Consider the following 19,455-nt stretch of genomic DNA (forward strand, 5'->3'; position numbering starts at 1 on the left):
CGGGGCCCGCCCACCGAGCGAGCCCTCGATCAGTTGGGCGGGTTGCCGTGCTTGCGGGAGGGCAGGTCGGCGTCCTTGGCGCGCAGCATCCGCAGCGATTCGGCCAGTACGGCACGGGTCGCCCCCGGCGGGATGACGTCGTCGACCAGACCGCGCTCCGCGGCGTGGTAGGGGTGCATCAGTTCGCTCTCGTACTCCCGGACCCGGCGTTCCCGTACCGCCTCGGGGTCCTCGGCCTCCGCGATCTCCCGCCGGAAGATCACGTTGGCCGCGCCCTGCGCCCCCATGACCGCGATCTCGTTGGTCGGCCAGGCATAAGAGAGGTCGCATCCGATGGAACGCGAGTCCATGACGATGTAGGCACCGCCGTAGGCCTTGCGTACCACGAGCTGGATGCGGGGCACCGTGGCATTGCAATAGGCGTAGAGCAGTTTCGCGCCGTGCCGGATGATCCCGCCGTGCTCCTGGTCCACCCCGGGCAGGAACCCCGGGACGTCGAGCAGCGTGACGAGGGGGATGTTGAACGCGTCGCACGTCTGGACGAACCGAGCCGCCTTCTCCGAGGCGGAGACGTCGAGCACCCCCGCGAGGTGGTTGGGCTGGTTCGCGACCACGCCGACCACCTCGCCCGCGATGCGGGCGAACACGCAGAGCACGTTGGGCGCCCACCGCTCGTGCACTTCGAGATAGTCACCGTGGTCGACGACCTCCTCGATCACCTCGCGCATGTCGTAGGGCTTGTTGCCGTCCACCGGGACCTTCTCCTCCAGTCCCCCGCAGGGGCGGTCCGGTGGGTCCTCGACGGTCACGGTCGGGGGAAGCTCCCGATTGTTCGAGGGCAGCAGCGAGAGCAGGTAGCGGACCTCCTCCAGACAGCTCTCCTCGTCGTCGTAGGCGAAGTGGCACACGCCCGAATCGACGGAGTGCACGTCCACACCACCGAGCTCCTCGTGCGAGACCTCCCTGCCGGTGACCGCAGTGACGACGTCGGGACCGGTGATGAACATCCGCGCCGTGTCGCGGACCATGAACACGAAGTCGGTCAGCGCGGGCGCGTAGGAGGCGCCACCGGCGCAGGGGCCGAGCATCACGCTGATCTGCGGAATGACGCCCGAGGCCCGGCTGCTGCGCCGGAAGATGCCGCCGTAACCGGCCAGGGCCGACACCCCTTCCTGAATCCTCGCCCCTCCCCCGTCGTTGAGGCTGACCAGGGGCGCACCCGCCGCGACGGCCATGTCCATGATCTTGTGTATCTTCTGCGCGTAGGCCTCGCCCAGCGCACCGCCGAACACGCGGAAGTCCGCGGCGTAGACGAAGACGGTACTTCCGAGGACGGTCCCCCACCCCGTGACCACCCCGTCGGTGTAAGGGCTGTTGTTCTCGAGGCCGAAGCCGGTGGCCCGGTGCCTGCGCAACGCCTCGACCTCGTTGAACGAGCCCTCGTCCAGCAACAGGTCGATGCGTTCCCGCGCGGTCAGCTTGCCCCTACCGTGCTGCCGGCTCGTCGCGTCCGGATCAGGTCCGGCTACGGCGGCCTCCTTGACGAGCTCCAGCTCGGCCAACCGCACGGAGACCGAGTCCCGCGAGGGTGATCGCGGTGCGGATCCGGTCGACGTGGCTCCGCTCACCGTGGGGTCGTCGCGCTCTTCCGGAGCCGCGGCTCCCTGTTGAAGCGTGTGCGTCAATGTGATCACTACTCCACTGCCGTGGGACGAATCTGTTCTCCCCGCCCCCCCTCCGGGGATCGCGGACGGGCGTTTCAGAAGACCACCAGCTGACGCCCGCGGAGCCCGCCCGCCGCGAGCTTGTGGTGGGCCTCGACGGCGTCCTCGGGTTTGATCATCTCCGCCACGCGCGGCGTCAGGACCCGATCGGCCGCCAGTTGGGTCAGCTCGGCCAGCGTGGTCCGTTTGTCCGGGTGGTTCATGACCATGATGTGGTGCACGACGATGCCGCGCTCCTCGGCGATGTCCACCGGCCTGCACTCGACCAGCTGGCCACCGTCCCGGACCAGTGGGAGCACCTCCTCGCCCAGGACCGCGCCGTCCACGACCGCGTCGACTCCAGCCGGGAAGCTCGCGGTGTAGTTACGCGCCGTCTCCCGCGGCGTGGCACCCCGTTCCACGATCTCGTCGGCCCCGAGCTCCAGCAGGAGCTCGTGGTCCTCGGCGTTCTTGGCGTCGGCCACCACGTACAACCCCTGGTACTTGGCGAGCTGGATGGTGAAGCCGCCCAGCGCTCCCGGGCCCCCCGTCACCGCGAGGGTGGCGCCGTGGGGCAGGTCGAGCAGCCGCAGCGCCATGTCGGCGGTGAGGCCGTTCATCGGCAGCCCCGCGCTCTCCACTGTGGGCAGTGAACTGGGAAGCGGGGCCACCTGCTCGCGTGGGACCACCACCCGCTCGGCCTGGGCTCCGCCGGTCTCGGTGAACGGGTTGACGAAGGCGACGACCCGTTGTCCCACCGAGAGGTCGGTGACGTCCTCGGCGACCTCCTCCACCGTCCCCGAGGCGTCCATTCCCGGCACGTAGGGCGGTTCCACCTCGCTGAGGTAGGCGGCGACCGCGCCCGACCTGAGCATGAGATCGGTGGGGTTGATCGCGGCGGCCGCCACCTTGACGCGTACGCATCCCGGCCGCAGTCGGGGAACGGGTTTCTCGACGACCTCGAGCACCTCCGGGTCTCCGAAGGAGCTGATGGCGATGGCGTGCATGACTGGCCTTTCTCGGTAGTTGTTCGAGTGGTGGATTTCGTGCGTGGCGGGCCCTTCCGGCGGGAAGCGACCGCCGCGTCACCGCGACGTTTCCGCCGGGGACGCGGCTCCGCCACGGCGATACGGGGCGGGGAGCGAACCGGGCGGGGCCGAGGGGAGCACGGACCACCCCCTGTCACGGGCGTGAGCGGTGATGCCCGGATCGCGGTCGACCACGACCGCTTCCCCGGTGAGCTCCAGCAGCGGGAGATCGGACACGTGGTCCCCGTAGGCCACGGAGCGGCCGAGGTCGATCCCGTGCGCGGCGGCGAGGGACTCGACGGCTGCGACCTTCGCGTCACCGATCATCGGCTGGTTCGCGACGTTCCGGAGCGACCCGGTGTAGCGCCCCGAGACCGGGTCGATCTCGGGGAGGGTGCACAGCAGGTGATCGGCTCGCACGTGCTCCCGCAGCGGTTCCAGGGGCGCCGGGAAGGAGCCCGAGACCAGCACGACCGGCTCGCCGCGCTCGCGGTGGGTACGCAGTGCGCGCGACGTGCCGGGGTTGAGGAACCCGCCCGCCGCCGTCTCGGCGGCGAACCACTCCTCGGCGATCGAGGCGACCTCCGCCGCGTCGCTGCCCTCGAACACGCCGTAGAAGGCACGATTGGTCTCCTCGCGCCCCGCACCGGCCTCGTTCATCTCCCGCAGACGTTCTCGGTGGCACTGGTACACCTCGGGCGGGTTTCCGATGGCCTCCAGGTAGTACCGGAGGAACCGGAACATGCTCACCCCGGTCGTCAGCGTTTCGTCCACGTCGAAAAACGCGGCACGAGCGTTGGAACACATGACAGCCCGTCTCGAAAATCGATCCTCTGGCCGAGGAACACGGCCACTTGCTCCCCGTTCCCGGCCCGCTCGCGGGAACGGTCCTACCGGCCCGGTACGGCCGGTGGGAGCGGGACGCGCGCGACGGCCCCGCTCCGCACAGCCCGCCGTCAGACGAGCGCGCCCTTGCTCACCAGCATCTCGGCGGCCTTGGACGGGCTGCCCGCCTGGTTCAGCTCGTCGTCCTCGACGTCGATCCCCAGCTCCCTGCTGAGGTCGACCGCCATCTCTACCAGCACCAGCGAGTCGAATCCGAGGCTCTCGAACTCGCTGTCGGCGGAAACATCGTCTGGTGAGGCCTCGTACTTGTTCACCATCATGTCGAGAATGATGTCGGCCACCCTGGAAATGTTCTCACTCATTTTCGTCCATTCCTTTCGAACGGAATTTCTGTCCGAAACTTCTTGAAGCACAGTCCCCCGGGCGGTTCCGGAACCGCCACCGGAGGAACGGCCCGACGGTGGGTTCTCCCGCCTCGGCCGGAGCGCGGGAACAGGCGGGGCGTACCGCTCGACCCGCGCCCGTCACCCGAACAACGGACCTCGATCAGACGGGAGTGACGTCGGGCCAGACGAGGGCGGCCGACCCCCACGTGACCCCGCCGCCGAAGGCCGTGAGCAACACGCGTTGCCCGACCCCGAGGTTCCGTTCGACCACGGCATCGGCCAGCGCCAGCGGTATGGAGGCGGAGGACGTGTTGCCGACCTTGTCCACATTGATCACTGCTCGTTCGGTGGGGATTCCGAGCTGCTCGGCGACCGCGCGCAGAATCCGCACGTTGGCCTGGTGCCCCACCACCCGCTCCACGCTCTCCATGGACCAACCGATGCGCTCCAGCAACTTGTTGGAGGAATCGGTCATCCGCTGCACGGCAGCGGCGAACACCTTCCTGCCCTGCATGGTGAAGTAGGAGTCCGAGGCCTCGGGGGCGACTCCGTTGGAGCGCTGCCGGGAACCTCCGGCCGGGATCTTTATCAGGTCCTTCTGCCTGCCGTCCGCCCCCATGTCGAACCCCAGCAGCGCACCGGGCTCAGCCGAGTCCCCGGCACGGAGCAGCACCGCCCCGGCGCCGTCCCCGAATATGACGGAGGTGGTGCGGTCCTCGGGGTCGAGGATGGTGGAGTACGTCTCGGCACCGACGACCAGCACGCTGTCCGCCCTGCCGGAGACTACGGCGTTGGAGGCCACCTCCAGCGCGTAGACGAATCCGGAGCACACGGCGGCGATGTCGAAGGCCGCGACGTCCGACAGACCCACCCGCGCGGCCACGTCGGGGGCCGTGGCCGGACAGGGGTGGTCCGGAGTGGTGGTCGCCAGCACGAGACTGTCCACCCCGGCCTCCTCGGGGGAGAGTCCCGCCGACTTCAACGCCCTGGTGGCCGCCTCCACCGCCAGATCACCGCTGGAGGTTCCCACGTCCGCCCAGTAGCGGCCGTTGATCCCGGTGCGGCTCGTGATCCATTCGTCCGAGGTGTCGAACCGTTCGGACATCTCCTGATTGCTGATGCGGCGGGGAGGCAGATAGGTCCCCAGCCCGCTGAGTACGGCGGCCCTGCTCATAAGGAACCCGCCTTTCCGCTCACGACGCCCTCCCGATCCACCGGAAGCAGGTGGGCCACCGAGCACCTCATGAGACGGCCGCCGTACCGTGCCACCACGTCGGCGGAACGCCAGGTTCCCTGCTTGCTGGGCAGCAGCCGGGAGTTCTCCAGATCGACCCGGAAACGACCGGAGCCGGAGTCGGAGACCGGCTCGAAGGTCGTACGCCGCATCCAGAGCGTGTTGCTGTCGGCCCGGTCGACGTCGTCGAGCTTGTAGAGCAGTACCTGACCGAGCTGCAGCGCCGCGACGAAATGGTCGATCATGGTCGTCTCGTGGCCCACTCCGGACAGGTCGTCCGGTGCTCCGATGACGGTCAGCTCGCCGTCCGCCGCCGGTTCGGAGAGGTCGATCTCGATCTCGTTGAGGAACTGGCTGCGCACGTGGTGGGAAACACCGTACGGCGCGGTGTTCCAGGGCCCCGGCAGGCTCTCGGCCGACGAGTAGTACCCCGCCACGTCCGAGGGGACGGACTCCCCGCGGTGCTCGGCGACCACCCTGATGTCCAGGGCACCCACGCGGCAGTCCACCGTCGTCGTGTTGCCTTCCCCGCCCGGCTCCGTGCTCACGTGCTCGGCGACCACCGGGAAAGCCCCCAGGTCGTCCTCCTGCGGCGCGTTGCCCGCCCTGATCGTGAGCTCGCGGATCCGGAACGGATCGTTGGGGCGAACGTCGTGGGCGTGGGCGAGGTGGAGTCCCGTCAACCGCGCGCCGAGGACCATCACGTCGATGGTGGACAGATGCGGCCGTTGATCGGTCTCACCCTTCCGGGACCAGGATTCGGGCAACCTCACGCCCCCGACGGCCTCCAGTCGCGGCCTCCCGCCTTCGGCGGTGACCGTGATGTCGTTCACGGTGTGCGTGACCCGCTTGAACCCCTCGCCGAAGAACCTGCCCTGCCGGTCCCCGAGGAAGTCGTCCACCGACGTGAGCGACAGGGTACTGTGCTGTGTCGCGTTGACCATTACAATCATTCCTTGTGTAGTGGGTGGTTCCGCGGAGCCACCCGTGGCACGGAGTCGGCGATGCCTCGGCTTCCCCAGCCAAAGGTCTCCGGGGCTTCGCCGACGAGCTGCGTCGCGAGAACCGCCTCAGACCTTCTCGACGGTCGGGGCGATCTCCTCCGGCTCGTCCTCCTCCGCACTCGGCGGAGTCGACTTGCGCAGGTTCAGTGCGACCAGGATGGTCAGTCCGATCCCCGCGGCGATGAGCCAGGTGGCAGTGCGCACGCCGTCCGTCAGGGCGGCCGGGTCGCCTGCGGTTTCCCCGGAGGCGGTCGCGGTGATGGCGATCAGCACCGCCAGTCCGACTGCCCCACCGATCTGCTGGCCGGTGGTGGCGATGCCGGAGCCGATTCCCTGGTCGTCGGCCGGGATCCCGGTCGTCGCGGCGGCGAACATGTTGGTGAACACCATGCCCTGCCCCAGCGAGAGAACCGCCAGCGACGGCACGAGCGTCGCGTAGGAAACGCCCTCGGACACCGACAGCGCCAGCGCGATCATGCCGACGACTCCCATGGACAGGGAGATGACCAGCGTCTTGCGGATACCGAGCTTGGTGGCCGACTTGCCACCGAGGATGGTTCCGATCAGCACGCTGCCCGAGGGCACGACGAAGGCGAAACCGGTGGCCCAGGCGCTGTATCCCTGCGCGACCTGCCAGAACTGGGTCAGGAAGTAGGCCAGCGCACCGAAGGTCGCCATGAACAGGAAAGTGATCGAGACGCCGACCGAGAGGTTGCGGTTGGTGAACAGGCGCAGCGGCACCATCGGTGCCCGGCTCTTGCTCTCGATCACCAGGAACGCGGCCAACAGCACGACGGCGACGACGAAGGCGGTGAGCACGACGGGAGAGCCCCAACCCGCTTCCGGTCCCTGCACCAGGGCGAACACCAGCAGGGTGGACGCGATCGTGCCGGTGAGCGCGCCGGGCAGGTCGAAGGCGCCCCTGGTGGTGGCACGGTCGTTGGGCAGCAGGAACACGGCCACGAGCATCGCGGCACCGGCGAAGATGACGTTGACGTAGAACACCGAGGCCCAACCGAACACCTGGGTGAGCAGACCGCCGAGGATGGAGCCGAGCACCATGCCGGAACCACCGGCACCGCCCCACACCGACAGCGCGCGGTTGCGCTCCGCACCCTCGCGGAAGAGGGTGGTCACCAGGGAGAGCGTCGCCGGTGACAGGAAAGCACCGCCCAGCCCCTGCACCGCGCGGGCCGCGATCAGAAGCCACGGAGCAGTGGCCAGACCGCCCACCAGCGAGGACGAGGCGTAGAGGAACAGTCCGAGGATGAATATCCGCTTGCGGCCGAACAGGTCGGTCGCTCGCCCTCCGAGCAGCAGGAAACCGCCGAAGGCCACGGCGTAGGCCGAGACCACCCACTGCAGGTTCTGGGAACTGAATCCGAGTCCTTCACCGATCTCGGGCAACGAGACGAAGACGATGTTGTAGTCGATGGCGATGATCAACTGGGCGAATGCCAGGAGAGCTAGCACCGCTCCCAGGTGACGTGGCCTGACTGGCACACTGGTAGACACGCCGGATCCTTTCGTGAGTTTCGCTTTGCGGGGGCCGAGGGGTGTTTCGGTGACCGAGACCGGCCACGAGCGGTCCGTTCAGTAACGCAGCGCGTATCCGATGCGGCGACGCAACGATTTCTGCCGCTGGGCCTCGTGGAAGCGGGCATCCGCCTTGAGGTCCTCGATGTCGGCCTTCACCCGACGTTCCGCCTCCGCGATGGCGTCCTCGACGGGAACCACCACCGGCAGGTCGAAGGTCTTGATGATTTTCTCCAGCCGATCCGGAATGGACCCCCCGACCACGTGATAGGGAATCCCCATCTCGTCCAGCGCCTCTATGAGCAGGTCGTCCGAGAGTCGGCGGAATTCCTCCGAAACCGGGCGGTGGCCGTCGGGCTCCATGTCGAACTCGACGGGGAGGTGGACGTAGGCGTCGTAGATGCGCTGCGCGCGGGCCCGGGTGACCTCGCCCAGCATGTTCGCGTAGCGCTGGTAGAAGTGCTTGACCGGAAGGCCCGTGATCTTCTTGATCGCCTTGAACCACCAGCTGGCACCGGGATTGATGCCGACGCGCATGCGCGCCTCGAAGTAGACCCACTCGTGGAAGACACCTCCATCGGAGATGAAGGCGTTGTCACTGGTCTCGTTGTGCACGCGTTCCTCGAAGCGGCGCAGGAGCAGCTTGACGAGCTCCATCGCGTTGAGCTCCATCACGGTCTTACCCGGGACGAGGTCGACGAGCAGTTCCCGAGAGGTCTTCGCGTGGGTACGCGGGATACCCGTGGCGATCGACAACGCCTCCGAGGTGGTGGACTTTCCGGTGGAGTAAGTACCCGATATGGCCAGCTTCAGATTCGGATTTTCCTTGAAACTGGGGGTTTCCTGAACCGCCATGATGCTCTTCCCTCTCTGGTGATTCCGAGTCACCGCTCGCCGACCTGGCGAACGACTTCCTCGATTTCGTTGACCGCGTCGATTCCCAGGGCCTTTTGGCACTGTTCCAGACGTTCGCGGATGTCTCCGCCCACTGTGTAGACCGGGATACCGGTGCTTTCGAGCTCTGGCAGCAGGATGTCATCGGATATGAGCCGAAAATTCTCGTTGATGGGTTGGCCGTCACCGGTCATGTCGAATTCGACCGGCACGTGCAGGAAGGCGTCGTAGGATCGCTCGGCGTGCCGCTTCATCAGAAGGCCGAGGTCGTCCACCACGGACTCCAGCGCCCTGACCTCGTCAGAGCGGTACCGCCCCCGCAGCGGCATGGCGGTTCCGGGGTACGACCCGGCCACCAGTTTCACCTTGGCGTAGGCCCACTCGTGCAGCACCGAACCGTCCGAGATGAACCCGCCGGTCATCCCCGACTCGCTCATCACCCGTTCCGTGTATCGGTTGACGGTCAGCTGAACCAGCTGCCCGGGAGTCCATTCGTGGACACTTCTCCCCTCGCCTCCTATCGGTTCCCGCATCGGGGAACCGTGGGTGCGTGGAATATCGGTCAACCGGGACAGCGCCGTGGAGAGCACTGTTTTTCCCGATCCGTAGGAACCAGTAATTGCCACTCTGTAAGTCACAAATCGATGATCGCAGTGTCCCGGAGACCGAACCACTGGCTGTCGCTGCTGGTGTCAGCACCAACACGAAAAATCGAGAACACGTCCCCGCTCCTTCACCGGAATTCTCTCCGGGACGGCGGGAAGAACGCGAAGAACCGGTGCGGAGCCGAGAGGTGTTCCCTCTCGGCTCCGCACCGGTTCCGTCGGTGTGCGGCGAGCGTTTCGTCCACTCAGCCGGTCTCGGCGGGAATCACGCGGCCGGTTCGCGGTTGGCCACGCTCCGTTCGATGGACTCGATCCCGCGGCGGGCGGTTCCCGTGAAGTGGGGGGCGACCTCCTCGGCCAGCAACTCGAAGCTGCGCCTGGTCTTGTCGTGGGAGGCCCAGTTCACCACGTAGGTCAGGAAAGTACCGAAACCGCCGGTCGTCTCCTGCAGGTGCTCGATGCCGGCGATGGCGTCCTCCACGGAGCCGACGATGGCCCGCCCCCGTTCGACCATGGCCTCCAGCTCCCGCGACCTGTCCACCCCTTCCATGGAGACGTCGAAGCCGGCGGCCTCACCCCAGTAGCCGTGCAACCACTTGTCGAAGCCCTCCCTGGCGTCCTCGTAGGCCTGTTCGCGGGTCTCCGCGATGTAGAGCGGGACGGCGACCCGCCAGTCCTTCCGGTCGATGGTCCGGCCGTTCTCCTCGGCCGCCTCCTCGGCGTAGCGCCACTGCTGCGCGAGATCGACCGCGGGGAAACCGGGCGGCGGGGCGCCGAAGGACAGCAGGCTCATGCCGTAGGTCCCCGCGACGCGCGGCCCGTTGGGAGAGCCCGCGCTGGAGATGGCCATCTCTATACCCGGCCTGCTGTAACGCGGCAGCTGCATCTTGGCGTCGTTGAGGCTGTACCAGTCGGTCTTGTCGTCGACGGCCCGCTCGCCGTTGACCAGCTCGATGACGTTCGGCAGGGCCTCGTGGGACATGCGCTTGAGCTCGTCCATGTCGATGCCGAGTATCCGCGCGTCGTTGGGGGTGGCGCCGGGACCGACACCGAGGATGTACCTGCCCCGGGTGAGGTGGTCGAGCAGGGTCGCGCGCGTGGCCACGTGGAAGGGGTGGTGGAACGGGAGGGTGACCACGCCGTTGGCGAGCTTGATCTGGCTCGTGCGCTCGGCCGCCGCCGCGATCATCGTCTCCGGCGCGCCGATGGTCGGCCATCCCAGCGAGTGGTGCTCACCGAACCAGCACTCGTCGAAGTTGAGCTCGTCCAGCTGTTCCACCAACCGGAGGTCGCGGCGGATGGTCAGGTGCGGGTCCTGACCGGGCTGGTGTAGCGGGGACAGGAAGGCTCCGAAACCGGTGTACATGTTTCTCCTTGTTCGGGGATCGCGCGTCGGACTGCTTGCTCGGCCGGCTGGTGCCGGACGGCGCACCGGTCGCGGTGCGCCACACGGCGAACAGCCGGGGGGTTCACTGCCGCGTGCCCGTGGCGGCGGCCCGCTGGATCCTGTCCAGCAGGCGGTGGTGCTCGACGGCGTGTTCGAAGTCGGGCAGGACGGAGGTGCCCTCGGCGATGTCGGTGCCGAGCTGGCTGTAGGCCTGGGCAACGTTGAGTGCCGGTTGCTCCAGTTCAGGGAAGAGGACGTACTCCTCGGGAACGGGGAGCTCGCCCAACCGGGCGTTCTTGCCGGACGCTCCCCGAATCGTGACGCCGCCGAACTGCAGATGCCCGATGTCGCCGGACACGACCAGGTCACCGTCGGTTCCGTTGATCTCCCACAGCATGTTCGTGCCGTAAGAGGCCCCGCCTCGGTAGTGGACCGAGGCGACCGCTCCGCTGTGGAGCTCACCCGTGACGGCGATCTGGTCCTCCGCCGTCTTCGGCAGCGTCTCGCCGGTTTCGGTGTTGCGCACTTCCGGCCTGCGGACGCTGGTGGTGGCCGTGAGACCGGCGAACCCGGACAGGCACATGGTCAGCGCGTCCACGGTGTGTCCGAAGGGAATCGAAAGCATGGTGGCCCCGTTGGCGCGGTCGGCCGTGTAGGCGGCGCGGGAGTCGACGAACGAGCCCCAGCCACCGCCGGAGGCGATGACGCTGGTCGAGAGCACCGTGCCGACGTAGCCCTGTTCCACCAGGTCGTGGACGTAGCGCACCACCGGCGAGGAGCGCGCCTGCAGGCCGACGACGGTACGTACTCCCTGTCCGCGAGCGGCGGTGGCCAGTTCCTCCGCCTCGGCCAGATCCCTGGCCAGCGGCCACTCGCTCACCACCGTCTTGCCCGCGTTCAGGGCGGGAACGATCAGCTCCCGGTGACGGGGAACCCTGACCGCGACCACGACGACGTCCACCTCGTCGTGGGCGGCCATGCGCCCCACGTCGTCGAACACGTGCGGGACCCCGTACTTGTCACCCGCCTTCTCCGCCGCTCTCAGGTCCGACCCCGCCAGCGCGCGTAGTTCGAATCCGTCGACCGCCTTCAGGGCGGGGAGGTGGCCCCGAACTCCCCAACCGCCCTCGGCGCTGAGTCCCACCAGCCCGACACCGAGCGGTTTTCCGGGGATAGTCTGCTGTCGCATCGATAGTTCCAAAACTCGCAGTCGAAAAATCGTCATTGGGTGCCGTTACGTCGCACCTGGCACGGCGGTGTGAGAAGCAGGACCGCGCGTCGGACCCGAGGTTGTCCACGAGTCGGTTTCCAAGGGGAATCGGAGGCGTGTTCCGGTTCGGCGAGCCGAGAATTCCGGAGAACGGCGGAACACGCCGACCACGACACTTCGGAATTCGTTCCTTATCTCCCGGAAGAACCGGAAGGAAAATTCCGGATCCCGTTGTGCCGCGCATGTTCTCATCATCCTGCCGAGCGCGGCGGACAACCAGTGTCCGTTCAACATATTGACACTGACAACAGGATGCGGATCGTGGTGGTGTCGACCAACGGCTCCGCGATCCCCGAATCGCCGCGTGGCGAGAAGCGGCGGGTCAACGCCGCGCTCCACGGCACGTGGAAGCCGACTCCTCAGCGGTGCTCCGGTCGCCAGTGCGAGCCCGCCCCCGAGGAGACGACCCTTCCGAAGACCACGTCGGCGAAGTGGTTGCCGAATCCCAGGGTTTCGGGCTGGGAGAGTTCCTTCAACACCAGATCGCGGGTGGCGATCCCGACGTTCGGGTCCGAGTCCATGGAAACCTCCCACTCCGGTCTCTCCACCTGGACCGGGGAGTGGAAGACGTCGCCGAAGGCGATCAGCCGTTGCCCGCCGGAGGAAACGACGTAGGAAGTGTGCCCGGGGGTGTGTCCCGGAGTGCTCCAGGCGACGACTCCGGGGAATATCTCCTCACCGTCACCCGCCTCCCGGTACGGGAAGGACACCGGCATCCCACGCCGCCGCATCGAGGACCACTCCTCCGAGGAGGCGATCAGGTTCGCGTGCGGCAGGAAGGGAGTGCTCGTGTTGCCGGGCCGGAACACCCAGCCGAAGTGGTCGTCGTGCAGATGTGTGAAGGCGACCGCCTCGACTTCCTCCGGCCGTCGCCCCGCGTCGCGCAGTCCGCGAAGCAGACCACCACCGGCCAGCGCCCCGAGGTACGGGTGGGTGTGGGCGGCCGCCGCTCGGTGCGGTCCGAAACCGGCGTCGATCAGCAGGGCGCGCTCGCCGTACTCGACGAGCAGGCCGCCGACCGAGCCGAGGAAGAATCCCTCCGCTGTGAGCAGTCTCGTCCGGTCGCCCTCCCAGTCCCCGGCCGTGGACTCGGGGAACCAGGATCTGGGGGACAACTCGACGTGGCCGTCGGGAATGTAGGTGACGGTGTGGTCTCCGACGCGGAGCGATCTCATCCGTCCGGGAACGTTCCACCTGTCGATGGTCATGTCTCGAAGCACCTCTTCCGGGGGGGTTGTCAAGCGGACACAGCGGGAAGGACGTTTTCCACCGACAGCAGCTCGTACCACCGTTCTACGGCCTCGCGAGTACCACTGCCGACCACCGGTGTGAGCAGTACGAGTTTGAGGCCGTAGCCGCACGTGAAATCCATGACGACGCGCGTGAAGCGCATGTCGCCCACATCGCGGTGGTAAAGCGATTCCTGATAGCAGGAGTCGTCGGCGACCTGGTACTGGTCCCACAGTCGGGCGAAGTGGGTGCTGACGGTGCGCAAGCGATCTATCAGAGCCACGAAACCGGGATCGGCGCTCAACGACCAGGTGTCGGCGCGGAAGCGAGCCACGGCACTTTCCACGTCCCGCTCCCAGTCGGGGCGCATCTGACGAGCAGCGGTATCGGTGAGCAGTGTTTCCAGGTAGTTGGTTCCCTCGCCTTCCGGAGTCCCGAGGAGGGGGTGAGCGACGGCGTTCGCCACCAGTACGTTCCAGTACCTGTCCAGCACGTAGGCGGGCTGCGGCAGCCAGTTCTCCACGATCTGCGGCATCAGGGAGAGGTCGGGCCCCTCCGAGTCGCCGACTTCACCTCCGGTGGGTACGGAGGCCAGTCCGGTCATGTACCTGAGCTCGACCTCGTCGAGCCGGAGCGCGCGCGCCAGGGCCCGCAGGATCTCCGGGGAGACGTTCTCCGCCCGCCCCTGCTCGATCCAGGTGTACCAGGAGGCACCGACACCCGCGAGTGTCGCCACTTCCTCCCTGCGCAGTCCCGGTGTGCGGCGCCTGCCCACATCGGGCAGCCCCACCTCGGCCGGTGTCAGTTCGGCGCGCCGGGCACTGAGGAATCTCCCCAGCTCCAACAGATGTCCCGAGCGTGGCATGTTCGATGTTCTCCTCTCCTGAGCCCGTGACAGGATTCGGAAGGATCTTCGTCCGGAGCACGAGAATCGTGGATGCCGATGACCGTTCCCCTGCCGGGCGAGTCGAAACGACTGGTTGTCGACGAGCGAACCGGGGTGTCGGAACGCTCGTCGCGGTCGACGGGCGCTACTACCACCGGTCGACGCGGCCATCGGAGGAACCGCGCCCCCACTTCCCGGACAGGTCCGCCCGAACCGCCGAGGGTTCCGCGGCCGGGCGAACCCGGTGAGACATCCGTGGAACGCGACGTTGCCTTCCACACCGTCACGGAGAAGGAGTGCTCGGCGCCCGCGGCGTTTCCCCCCGTCCGCCGCACCATGTCCCTGCCTCGCCCGGGTCGGCGGGCGAGGTCGTGTCGATTGTCCGATGGGTGTTCCGGCGTCGAGTTACGGACATGGCTCCACTCCAGTCAGCTCAACCGTGAACGAACTCCCGGGACGTCTCGATGTGGAGCACTGCCACGACGTCCTCACGAGAGCGCACGTCCATCACTCGAGTCCGAGTTCGTGGAGTTCGACCACGATCCCCGTCCTCCAACCGTCACGAAGAACAATAAAACCGAACGATTGGTTTGTCAACGCTACGCCGTGGACCTCCACGGTATCGGATCACGACGCTCCCACGAGAGCTCTCACGAGACCACCCGCGCCTACGGCCACACCGCACAAGAAAGCGAACTCGATCTCCGATTCGGATATTTTTGCTGCTCAAAAATTAGTTGATCACAACTTGCGACAAGCGGCCGACCGCCGCACCGCAACGGGAACCCTGCTACGGCAGACGCCCCCTCGTGCCAAGCCAAGCCCCACACGCCACAAGAAAGAGCATATTCGGTATCTAAAAGTATGCCAATTGCCCGACATCAGGACAGAACTCCGGCCAAGACACCGACAGGCAGCCGTGACGATCACCCCGCACGAGAACCTCGTGGAACCACCGCGGTGAAGCCGGGGAACCTCCGGCGAGATCACCGGGCACCAAAACGCGACGAGGGGTGGAGCACCGCGGTGCTCCACCCCTCGTCGCGTCCGAAAACGGCCGTCGCGTCAGCTCTTCGCGGGCTCACCGCCCTCGACTGTGTCGGCCATGGAACCGGACCAGACCCGTTCGGGACGCTTGCCGAACCCGTTGCACACCACGATCGCCAGCAACGCCACGATCCAGCCCGGGATCATCTCGTAAACGCCCGTGCCACTGAGCGCGTCCACGTTCTTCCACACCAGGACGGTGGTGGCACCGCCGACGATGCCGCCGAGGGCGCCGGTCCAGGTCATGCGCGACCAGAACAGCGAGAGCAGGATCACCGGGCCGAACGCGGAACCGAAACCGGCCCACGCGTAGGAGACGATGTCCAGTACCGCTCCACCACCGAGCGCGATCACGTAGGCCACGATCGCCACCAGGATCACGGTCGCGCGCCCCACCCACACCAGGAGACGCTCCGAAGCGTCCCGATGGACGAAGGCACGGTAGAAGTCCTCGGTCAGGGCGGTGGAGGCCACGAGCAGCTGACTGTCGGCGGTGGACATGATCGCGGCCAGTACCGCGGCCAGCAGGACGCCCGCGATCCAGGGGTTCAGCAGCTGCTGGGCCAACGCGATGAACACCCGCTCCGGGTTCTGCAGCGGCTGGTCGAGCACGCCGATCCCGACCAGACCGACCAGCGAAGCGCCGAGGAGGGTCACCACCACCCAGGTGGTGCTGATCCGGCGGGCCACGGGGATGTGACGGGCGCTGCGGATGCCCATGAACCGCGCCAGGATGTGCGGCTGACCGAAGTATCCCGGCCCCCACGCCAGCAGGGACACGATCGAGACGATGCCGAGCCCGCTGCCGCTGGACCAGCTCCCGTCGGTGAAGCTCGCCTCCCGGCCCATGTCCAGCAGCGCCGGGGTCTGCTCGCCGAGCGCACCGCCCAGACCGCCGAAACCTCCCAGCAGGGCGATCCCGATCAGCGGCAGCACCAGCAACGCCAGGAACATCATCGTTCCCTGCACCACATCGGTGAAGCTCACCGCGAGGAAGCCACCGAGGAAGGCGTAAACCACGATCATCGCCACCGCGACCGTGATCGCCAGCGTCGAGTCCACGCCGAACACGTCCTCGAACAGCACACCACCGGCGACGAGTCCGCTGGCGACGTAAACGGTGAAGAACACGACGATCACCAGCGCCGAGACCAGCCGAAGCGACCGGCTCCGGTCCTCGAAGCGGGACTCCAGGTAGGCCGACAGACTCACCGCGTTGTTCGCGCGCTCGGTGTAGGTGCGCAGCCGGGGGGCGATGAACAACCAGTTGAAGTACGTCCCCAGGGCCAGCCCTATCGCGATCCAGGTGGCCCCCACTCCCTGGGCGTAGACCGCACCCGGCAGTCCGAGCAGCAACCACCCGGACATGTCACTGGCCTGTGCCGACAGGGCGGCCGTGGGCGCGTTCAGCCTCCGGCCGCCGAGCGCGAAGTCCGCGAGGGTGTTGGTGCGCCTGTACACCCACACCCCGATCACGAGCATGACGACCAGGTAGGCGGCGAAGGTCGTCAGCACTGCTGGGCTGATGTCAAACACTGATACTCCTTCAGCCGAGACGGCACATGTGTTCCCGGCGAAACGATCGCTGGGCCAGTGGTCACGACTTGAGTCCGGCATGTGGGTTTCGTGACAAGTGTCGGTGGATACTAAGTGGCCCCGGACACGGTGTATTCGTGCGCCCCAACATTATTTGGCGTGCTTCGTTGTTCTCCCGGACAATGAAACGCCCGCCAGGAAGAAGGAACGACCGCACCGCCGCGCAGCGGAGCCGGCCAACGACGATGCGTGCCGGACGCGGCGCCGTACGGGCCCGACGATCGGGGGCCGATTCCCTGCCCGGAGAGATCACCACCGGGCGAACGAACCGCCGGTCGGATGAACGAGAAGCGACGGGCGAGGCCCACCGGACCCGATCCCGCCCCTGATCACCCTTGACAAGGACAACGCCTCACCCCGAGCACGTGAATGTCCACGACGTACTCGAACCCCTCGAACCCTCCGCCTCTCACCACTGCCCTCAGCCGGCTCAGCCGCCCACGGAGGTGTCGATCTTCCTGCCGTCCTCGGTCCTGCAACCGGTTCCCGGGTCGGCCCTCGAACCGCTGACGCAGGTCCAATCGCCCACCGACACGGGGCCACCACCGCCCATGCCCGGAGCCTCGCCACGTTCGAGAGCCCGGAAGTAGTCGTCCATGACCCCCACGGCCTGTTCACAGCTCACCTCACCAGCAATGATGAACACGCTGACCTCGTTACCGGCCGCTGTGGTCACAGCTGTTCCGCAGTCGGTCCCCGGCGGATCGACAGCGGGGTCGCCCCCGCACGCGGCCAGTGACAGCACGCTCACCACCACCAGTGTCGCCAAGGGGCCGCGCATCATGTTCGCTCCAGGATCGAACGCCCTACTTCGCCCCACCGAATGAGGCGACACCCGGACAGTCCCGGTCCCGGGGCTCCGATCGGAGCTAAGTGTGCACATAGCTACGCAGCCCCTGCTTGGCCGTGGTTCGGAAGGGCTGCCCGGACAGGTCGATGATATTGGTTCCGGTTCCCTCCGGTGAAGCCCAGTCGAGTTCGAGCTGCCAGCGGCACAAGCACGTCTCGGTGTTCACCGTCACCCAGAACACCTCCGGGTCGGTGGTCGAGACCCGGTAGGGGAAGTCCAATCCTTCGCCGAGTTCATCCCCCGGTTCCACCAGATCCCCGGATCTCGGAACGGGCCGCGGCCGCGGCTCGTCGAGATCGATACTGAAACCTCGAGCGAACATCGAACCCGCACCGGTACAGGCACGCACGAGCGTGCCCTCGCGAGTGGCAGGTTCCCGGGACAACATCCGCACCCGCAGATCCTGCAGGACAACAGCCCCTTCCGTGGATCGGCCGTGCACGGTCAGTACGATCCGGTTACCGGAGGCGCTGATTCCGCCCAGCTCGTAGGCTTTGCGGCCGTTGAACGACTCCGGGGGTGGCAGATCCGCCGGGTCGATCCCCTCCGGGAAGACCCACTCTCCCCCCGGACAGGACGAGGGCTCGGTCACCCGCACCGTCAACGGTGATTCGCCGGTCCCGATCCGCTGAACGGTCCAGAACGCGGCGGCGACGGTCACCACGACCACGAGGACGAGTCCGATCCACAGCGTCGGGCGGGCGGAACGGCGCATGCCGTGGAAGTGCACGCCCCCGGTTATTCGCTGTGCCTGAACCAGGTTGTCACTGGTCCCGCTCATCTCGTTGCGCTGCCGATCGGGGCGTTCGTGGTCGTTCGGCGCACCAGAACCGCTCATCTCCGCCTCCGTACCCGCACACCGCTCCCGTGATCGTGGCCCATCGGTCATACGGCAACCAACCGACGACCACCGCACCCCCGCGCATTACACACCCTTCACCGGCCCACCGGCTGAGAACATCGTGCCCCCGATCGGCGCTGCCGTACATCCGCCACTGAGTGGTGATCCGGACGAACAAGCCTCCACTTTAGAAGCTGATCGCAAATACGCGGTTCAACGAATCGGAACCGCGAACAGGCCCCACCCGTTGAACCGGTCCGGCGAAACTCGGGCGCCGGCATCGTTCGCACCACTCACGACACACTCCCCGGAAATTCACAGTCCCGGCCGTCCGCTGCCGGACGATGCGGGACGACCGCCCCACGGCACGATGAGCACGTCGGCGAGTGCGCGCAGGGCACCCCGCGAGCGCTGGGAACTGTCTTCGACAGCGAATCAGAGTGGTTCCGCACGGGAGAACTACGGCGGTGCGGCCCCAACCGTCCAAAGCGAACCGCCCGTGTGGTGCGCCTCGGTTCCTTATGATCTCGGCATGGTGTCTGAGGCGGTGTCGCTGGAAGACCGGTTGGCCGACGCGGCGCGAGTGGGTGAACTCCTCGACGTCAGCGATGAGACCGACCGCGAGATTCCGGCAACCGCGATTCGCAAGCTGTTGTTCGGCTCGGTCACCGAGAGCATCGACCCGCGTGGAGTGCGACTACGGGGAGCGCACATCACCGGGAAACTGGACCTCACCGATGTGCGGGCCGCCGTCCCGTTGGCGTTGCACCAGTGCGAATTCGACGAGAGCATCGAGGCCACAAGAGCTCAGCTGCCGCATCTGGATCTGTCCGGAACCCGGTTCCCTTATCTGGAAGCCAACGATCTCGTCTGCGAACACGACATCCGACTCCGGGGCATTCGTTGCGAGTGGCTGAGCCTGGTGGACGTCAACATCACCGGAGATCTCGTCCTGTCCGGCACGCGACTGGATACTTCCGGCATGTCCTCCCTGACACTTGTGGGATCCATCATCGGTGGTGATCTCACCCTCGGTGAGGGGTTCACAGCCGGCTCCGACAGCCGGCTCGGCGCACTGCGACTACTCGGTACCAGCATCACCGGGCAGCTTC

General features: G+C 67.0%; 16 protein-coding genes and 1 pseudogene. 1 reads left to right on the forward strand and 16 read right to left on the reverse strand.

Features of this window, described 5'->3' with window-relative positions:
- Nucleotides 1–29: 29 nt before the first annotated feature.
- From BLQ75_RS14425 to BLQ75_RS14500, 16 genes are all read right to left on the reverse strand, one after another.
- Nucleotides 30–1,568: an acyl-CoA carboxylase subunit beta gene (locus BLQ75_RS14425; RefSeq protein ID WP_092602903.1), complete on the reverse strand. Its 1,539-nt coding sequence runs from the start codon at nt 1,566–1,568 to the stop codon at nt 30–32.
- A gap of 191 nt (nt 1,569–1,759) precedes the next feature.
- Nucleotides 1,760–2,710, reverse strand: a complete 951-nt coding sequence (locus tag BLQ75_RS14430) for an NADP-dependent oxidoreductase (protein ID WP_092602581.1) — start codon at nt 2,708–2,710, stop codon at nt 1,760–1,762.
- 78 nt (nt 2,711–2,788) lie between these two features.
- Nucleotides 2,789–3,538, reverse strand: a complete 750-nt coding sequence (locus tag BLQ75_RS14435) for an HAD family hydrolase (protein ID WP_092602583.1) — start codon at nt 3,536–3,538, stop codon at nt 2,789–2,791.
- A 149-nt stretch (nt 3,539–3,687) separates the two neighbouring features.
- The gene (locus tag BLQ75_RS14440; RefSeq protein WP_092602585.1) at nt 3,688–3,939 is read right to left on the reverse strand and encodes an acyl carrier protein; all 252 of its coding nucleotides are present in this window, start codon (nt 3,937–3,939) and stop codon (nt 3,688–3,690) included.
- A 184-nt stretch (nt 3,940–4,123) separates the two neighbouring features.
- Nucleotides 4,124–5,137: a beta-ketoacyl-ACP synthase III gene (locus tag BLQ75_RS14445; protein ID WP_092602587.1), complete on the reverse strand. Its 1,014-nt coding sequence runs from the start codon at nt 5,135–5,137 to the stop codon at nt 4,124–4,126.
- Complete coding sequence (locus tag BLQ75_RS14450; RefSeq protein WP_170837495.1) at nt 5,134–6,141, reverse strand: AvrD family protein; 1,008 nt, start codon at nt 6,139–6,141, stop codon at nt 5,134–5,136. Before BLQ75_RS14450 ends, BLQ75_RS14445 begins: the two co-directional genes overlap by 4 nt.
- Before the next feature lie 126 nt (nt 6,142–6,267).
- Complete coding sequence (locus tag BLQ75_RS14455; RefSeq protein WP_092602591.1) at nt 6,268–7,716, reverse strand: MFS transporter; 1,449 nt, start codon at nt 7,714–7,716, stop codon at nt 6,268–6,270.
- A gap of 78 nt (nt 7,717–7,794) precedes the next feature.
- Nucleotides 7,795–8,592, reverse strand: a complete 798-nt coding sequence (locus BLQ75_RS14460; RefSeq protein WP_043570009.1) for an ATP/GTP-binding protein — start codon at nt 8,590–8,592, stop codon at nt 7,795–7,797.
- Between the two features lie 29 nt (nt 8,593–8,621).
- Nucleotides 8,622–9,269, reverse strand: a complete 648-nt coding sequence (locus tag BLQ75_RS14465) for an AAA family ATPase (protein ID WP_170837496.1) — start codon at nt 9,267–9,269, stop codon at nt 8,622–8,624.
- Between the two features lie 232 nt (nt 9,270–9,501).
- Nucleotides 9,502–10,602 carry an LLM class flavin-dependent oxidoreductase gene (locus tag BLQ75_RS14470; RefSeq protein WP_092602595.1) on the reverse strand — a complete coding sequence of 367 codons (1,101 nt, stop codon included), beginning with the start codon at nt 10,600–10,602 and terminating at the stop codon, nt 9,502–9,504.
- A 103-nt stretch (nt 10,603–10,705) separates the two neighbouring features.
- Complete coding sequence (locus tag BLQ75_RS14475) at nt 10,706–11,812, reverse strand: Gfo/Idh/MocA family protein (protein WP_092602597.1); 1,107 nt, start codon at nt 11,810–11,812, stop codon at nt 10,706–10,708.
- 440 nt (nt 11,813–12,252) lie between these two features.
- The gene (locus BLQ75_RS14480; protein ID WP_092602599.1) at nt 12,253–13,101 is read right to left on the reverse strand and encodes an MBL fold metallo-hydrolase; all 849 of its coding nucleotides are present in this window, start codon (nt 13,099–13,101) and stop codon (nt 12,253–12,255) included.
- 29 nt (nt 13,102–13,130) lie between these two features.
- On the reverse strand, nt 13,131–13,988 hold the full coding sequence (locus tag BLQ75_RS14485) for a helix-turn-helix transcriptional regulator (protein ID WP_170837497.1): 858 nt from the start codon (nt 13,986–13,988) through the stop codon (nt 13,131–13,133).
- Nucleotides 13,989–15,074: 1,086 nt separating this feature from the next.
- Nucleotides 15,075–16,592: a sodium/proline symporter PutP gene (gene putP / locus BLQ75_RS14490; RefSeq protein ID WP_244515552.1), complete on the reverse strand. Its 1,518-nt coding sequence runs from the start codon at nt 16,590–16,592 to the stop codon at nt 15,075–15,077.
- A 490-nt stretch (nt 16,593–17,082) separates the two neighbouring features.
- Nucleotides 17,083–17,436: a hypothetical protein gene (locus BLQ75_RS14495; protein WP_092602605.1), complete on the reverse strand. Its 354-nt coding sequence runs from the start codon at nt 17,434–17,436 to the stop codon at nt 17,083–17,085.
- 85 nt (nt 17,437–17,521) lie between these two features.
- Nucleotides 17,522–18,340 carry a hypothetical protein gene (locus BLQ75_RS14500; RefSeq protein WP_092602607.1) on the reverse strand — a complete coding sequence of 273 codons (819 nt, stop codon included), beginning with the start codon at nt 18,338–18,340 and terminating at the stop codon, nt 17,522–17,524.
- A 535-nt stretch (nt 18,341–18,875) separates the two neighbouring features.
- Between BLQ75_RS14500 and BLQ75_RS23505 the strand changes: the two are divergent.
- Nucleotides 18,876–19,455, forward strand: a pseudogene (locus tag BLQ75_RS23505) (hypothetical protein); the annotation flags it as partial.

The sequence above is a fragment of the Actinopolyspora xinjiangensis genome, assembly GCF_900104475.1.
In the GTDB taxonomy this organism is placed as follows: Bacteria; Actinomycetota; Actinomycetes; order Mycobacteriales; family Pseudonocardiaceae; genus Actinopolyspora; species Actinopolyspora xinjiangensis.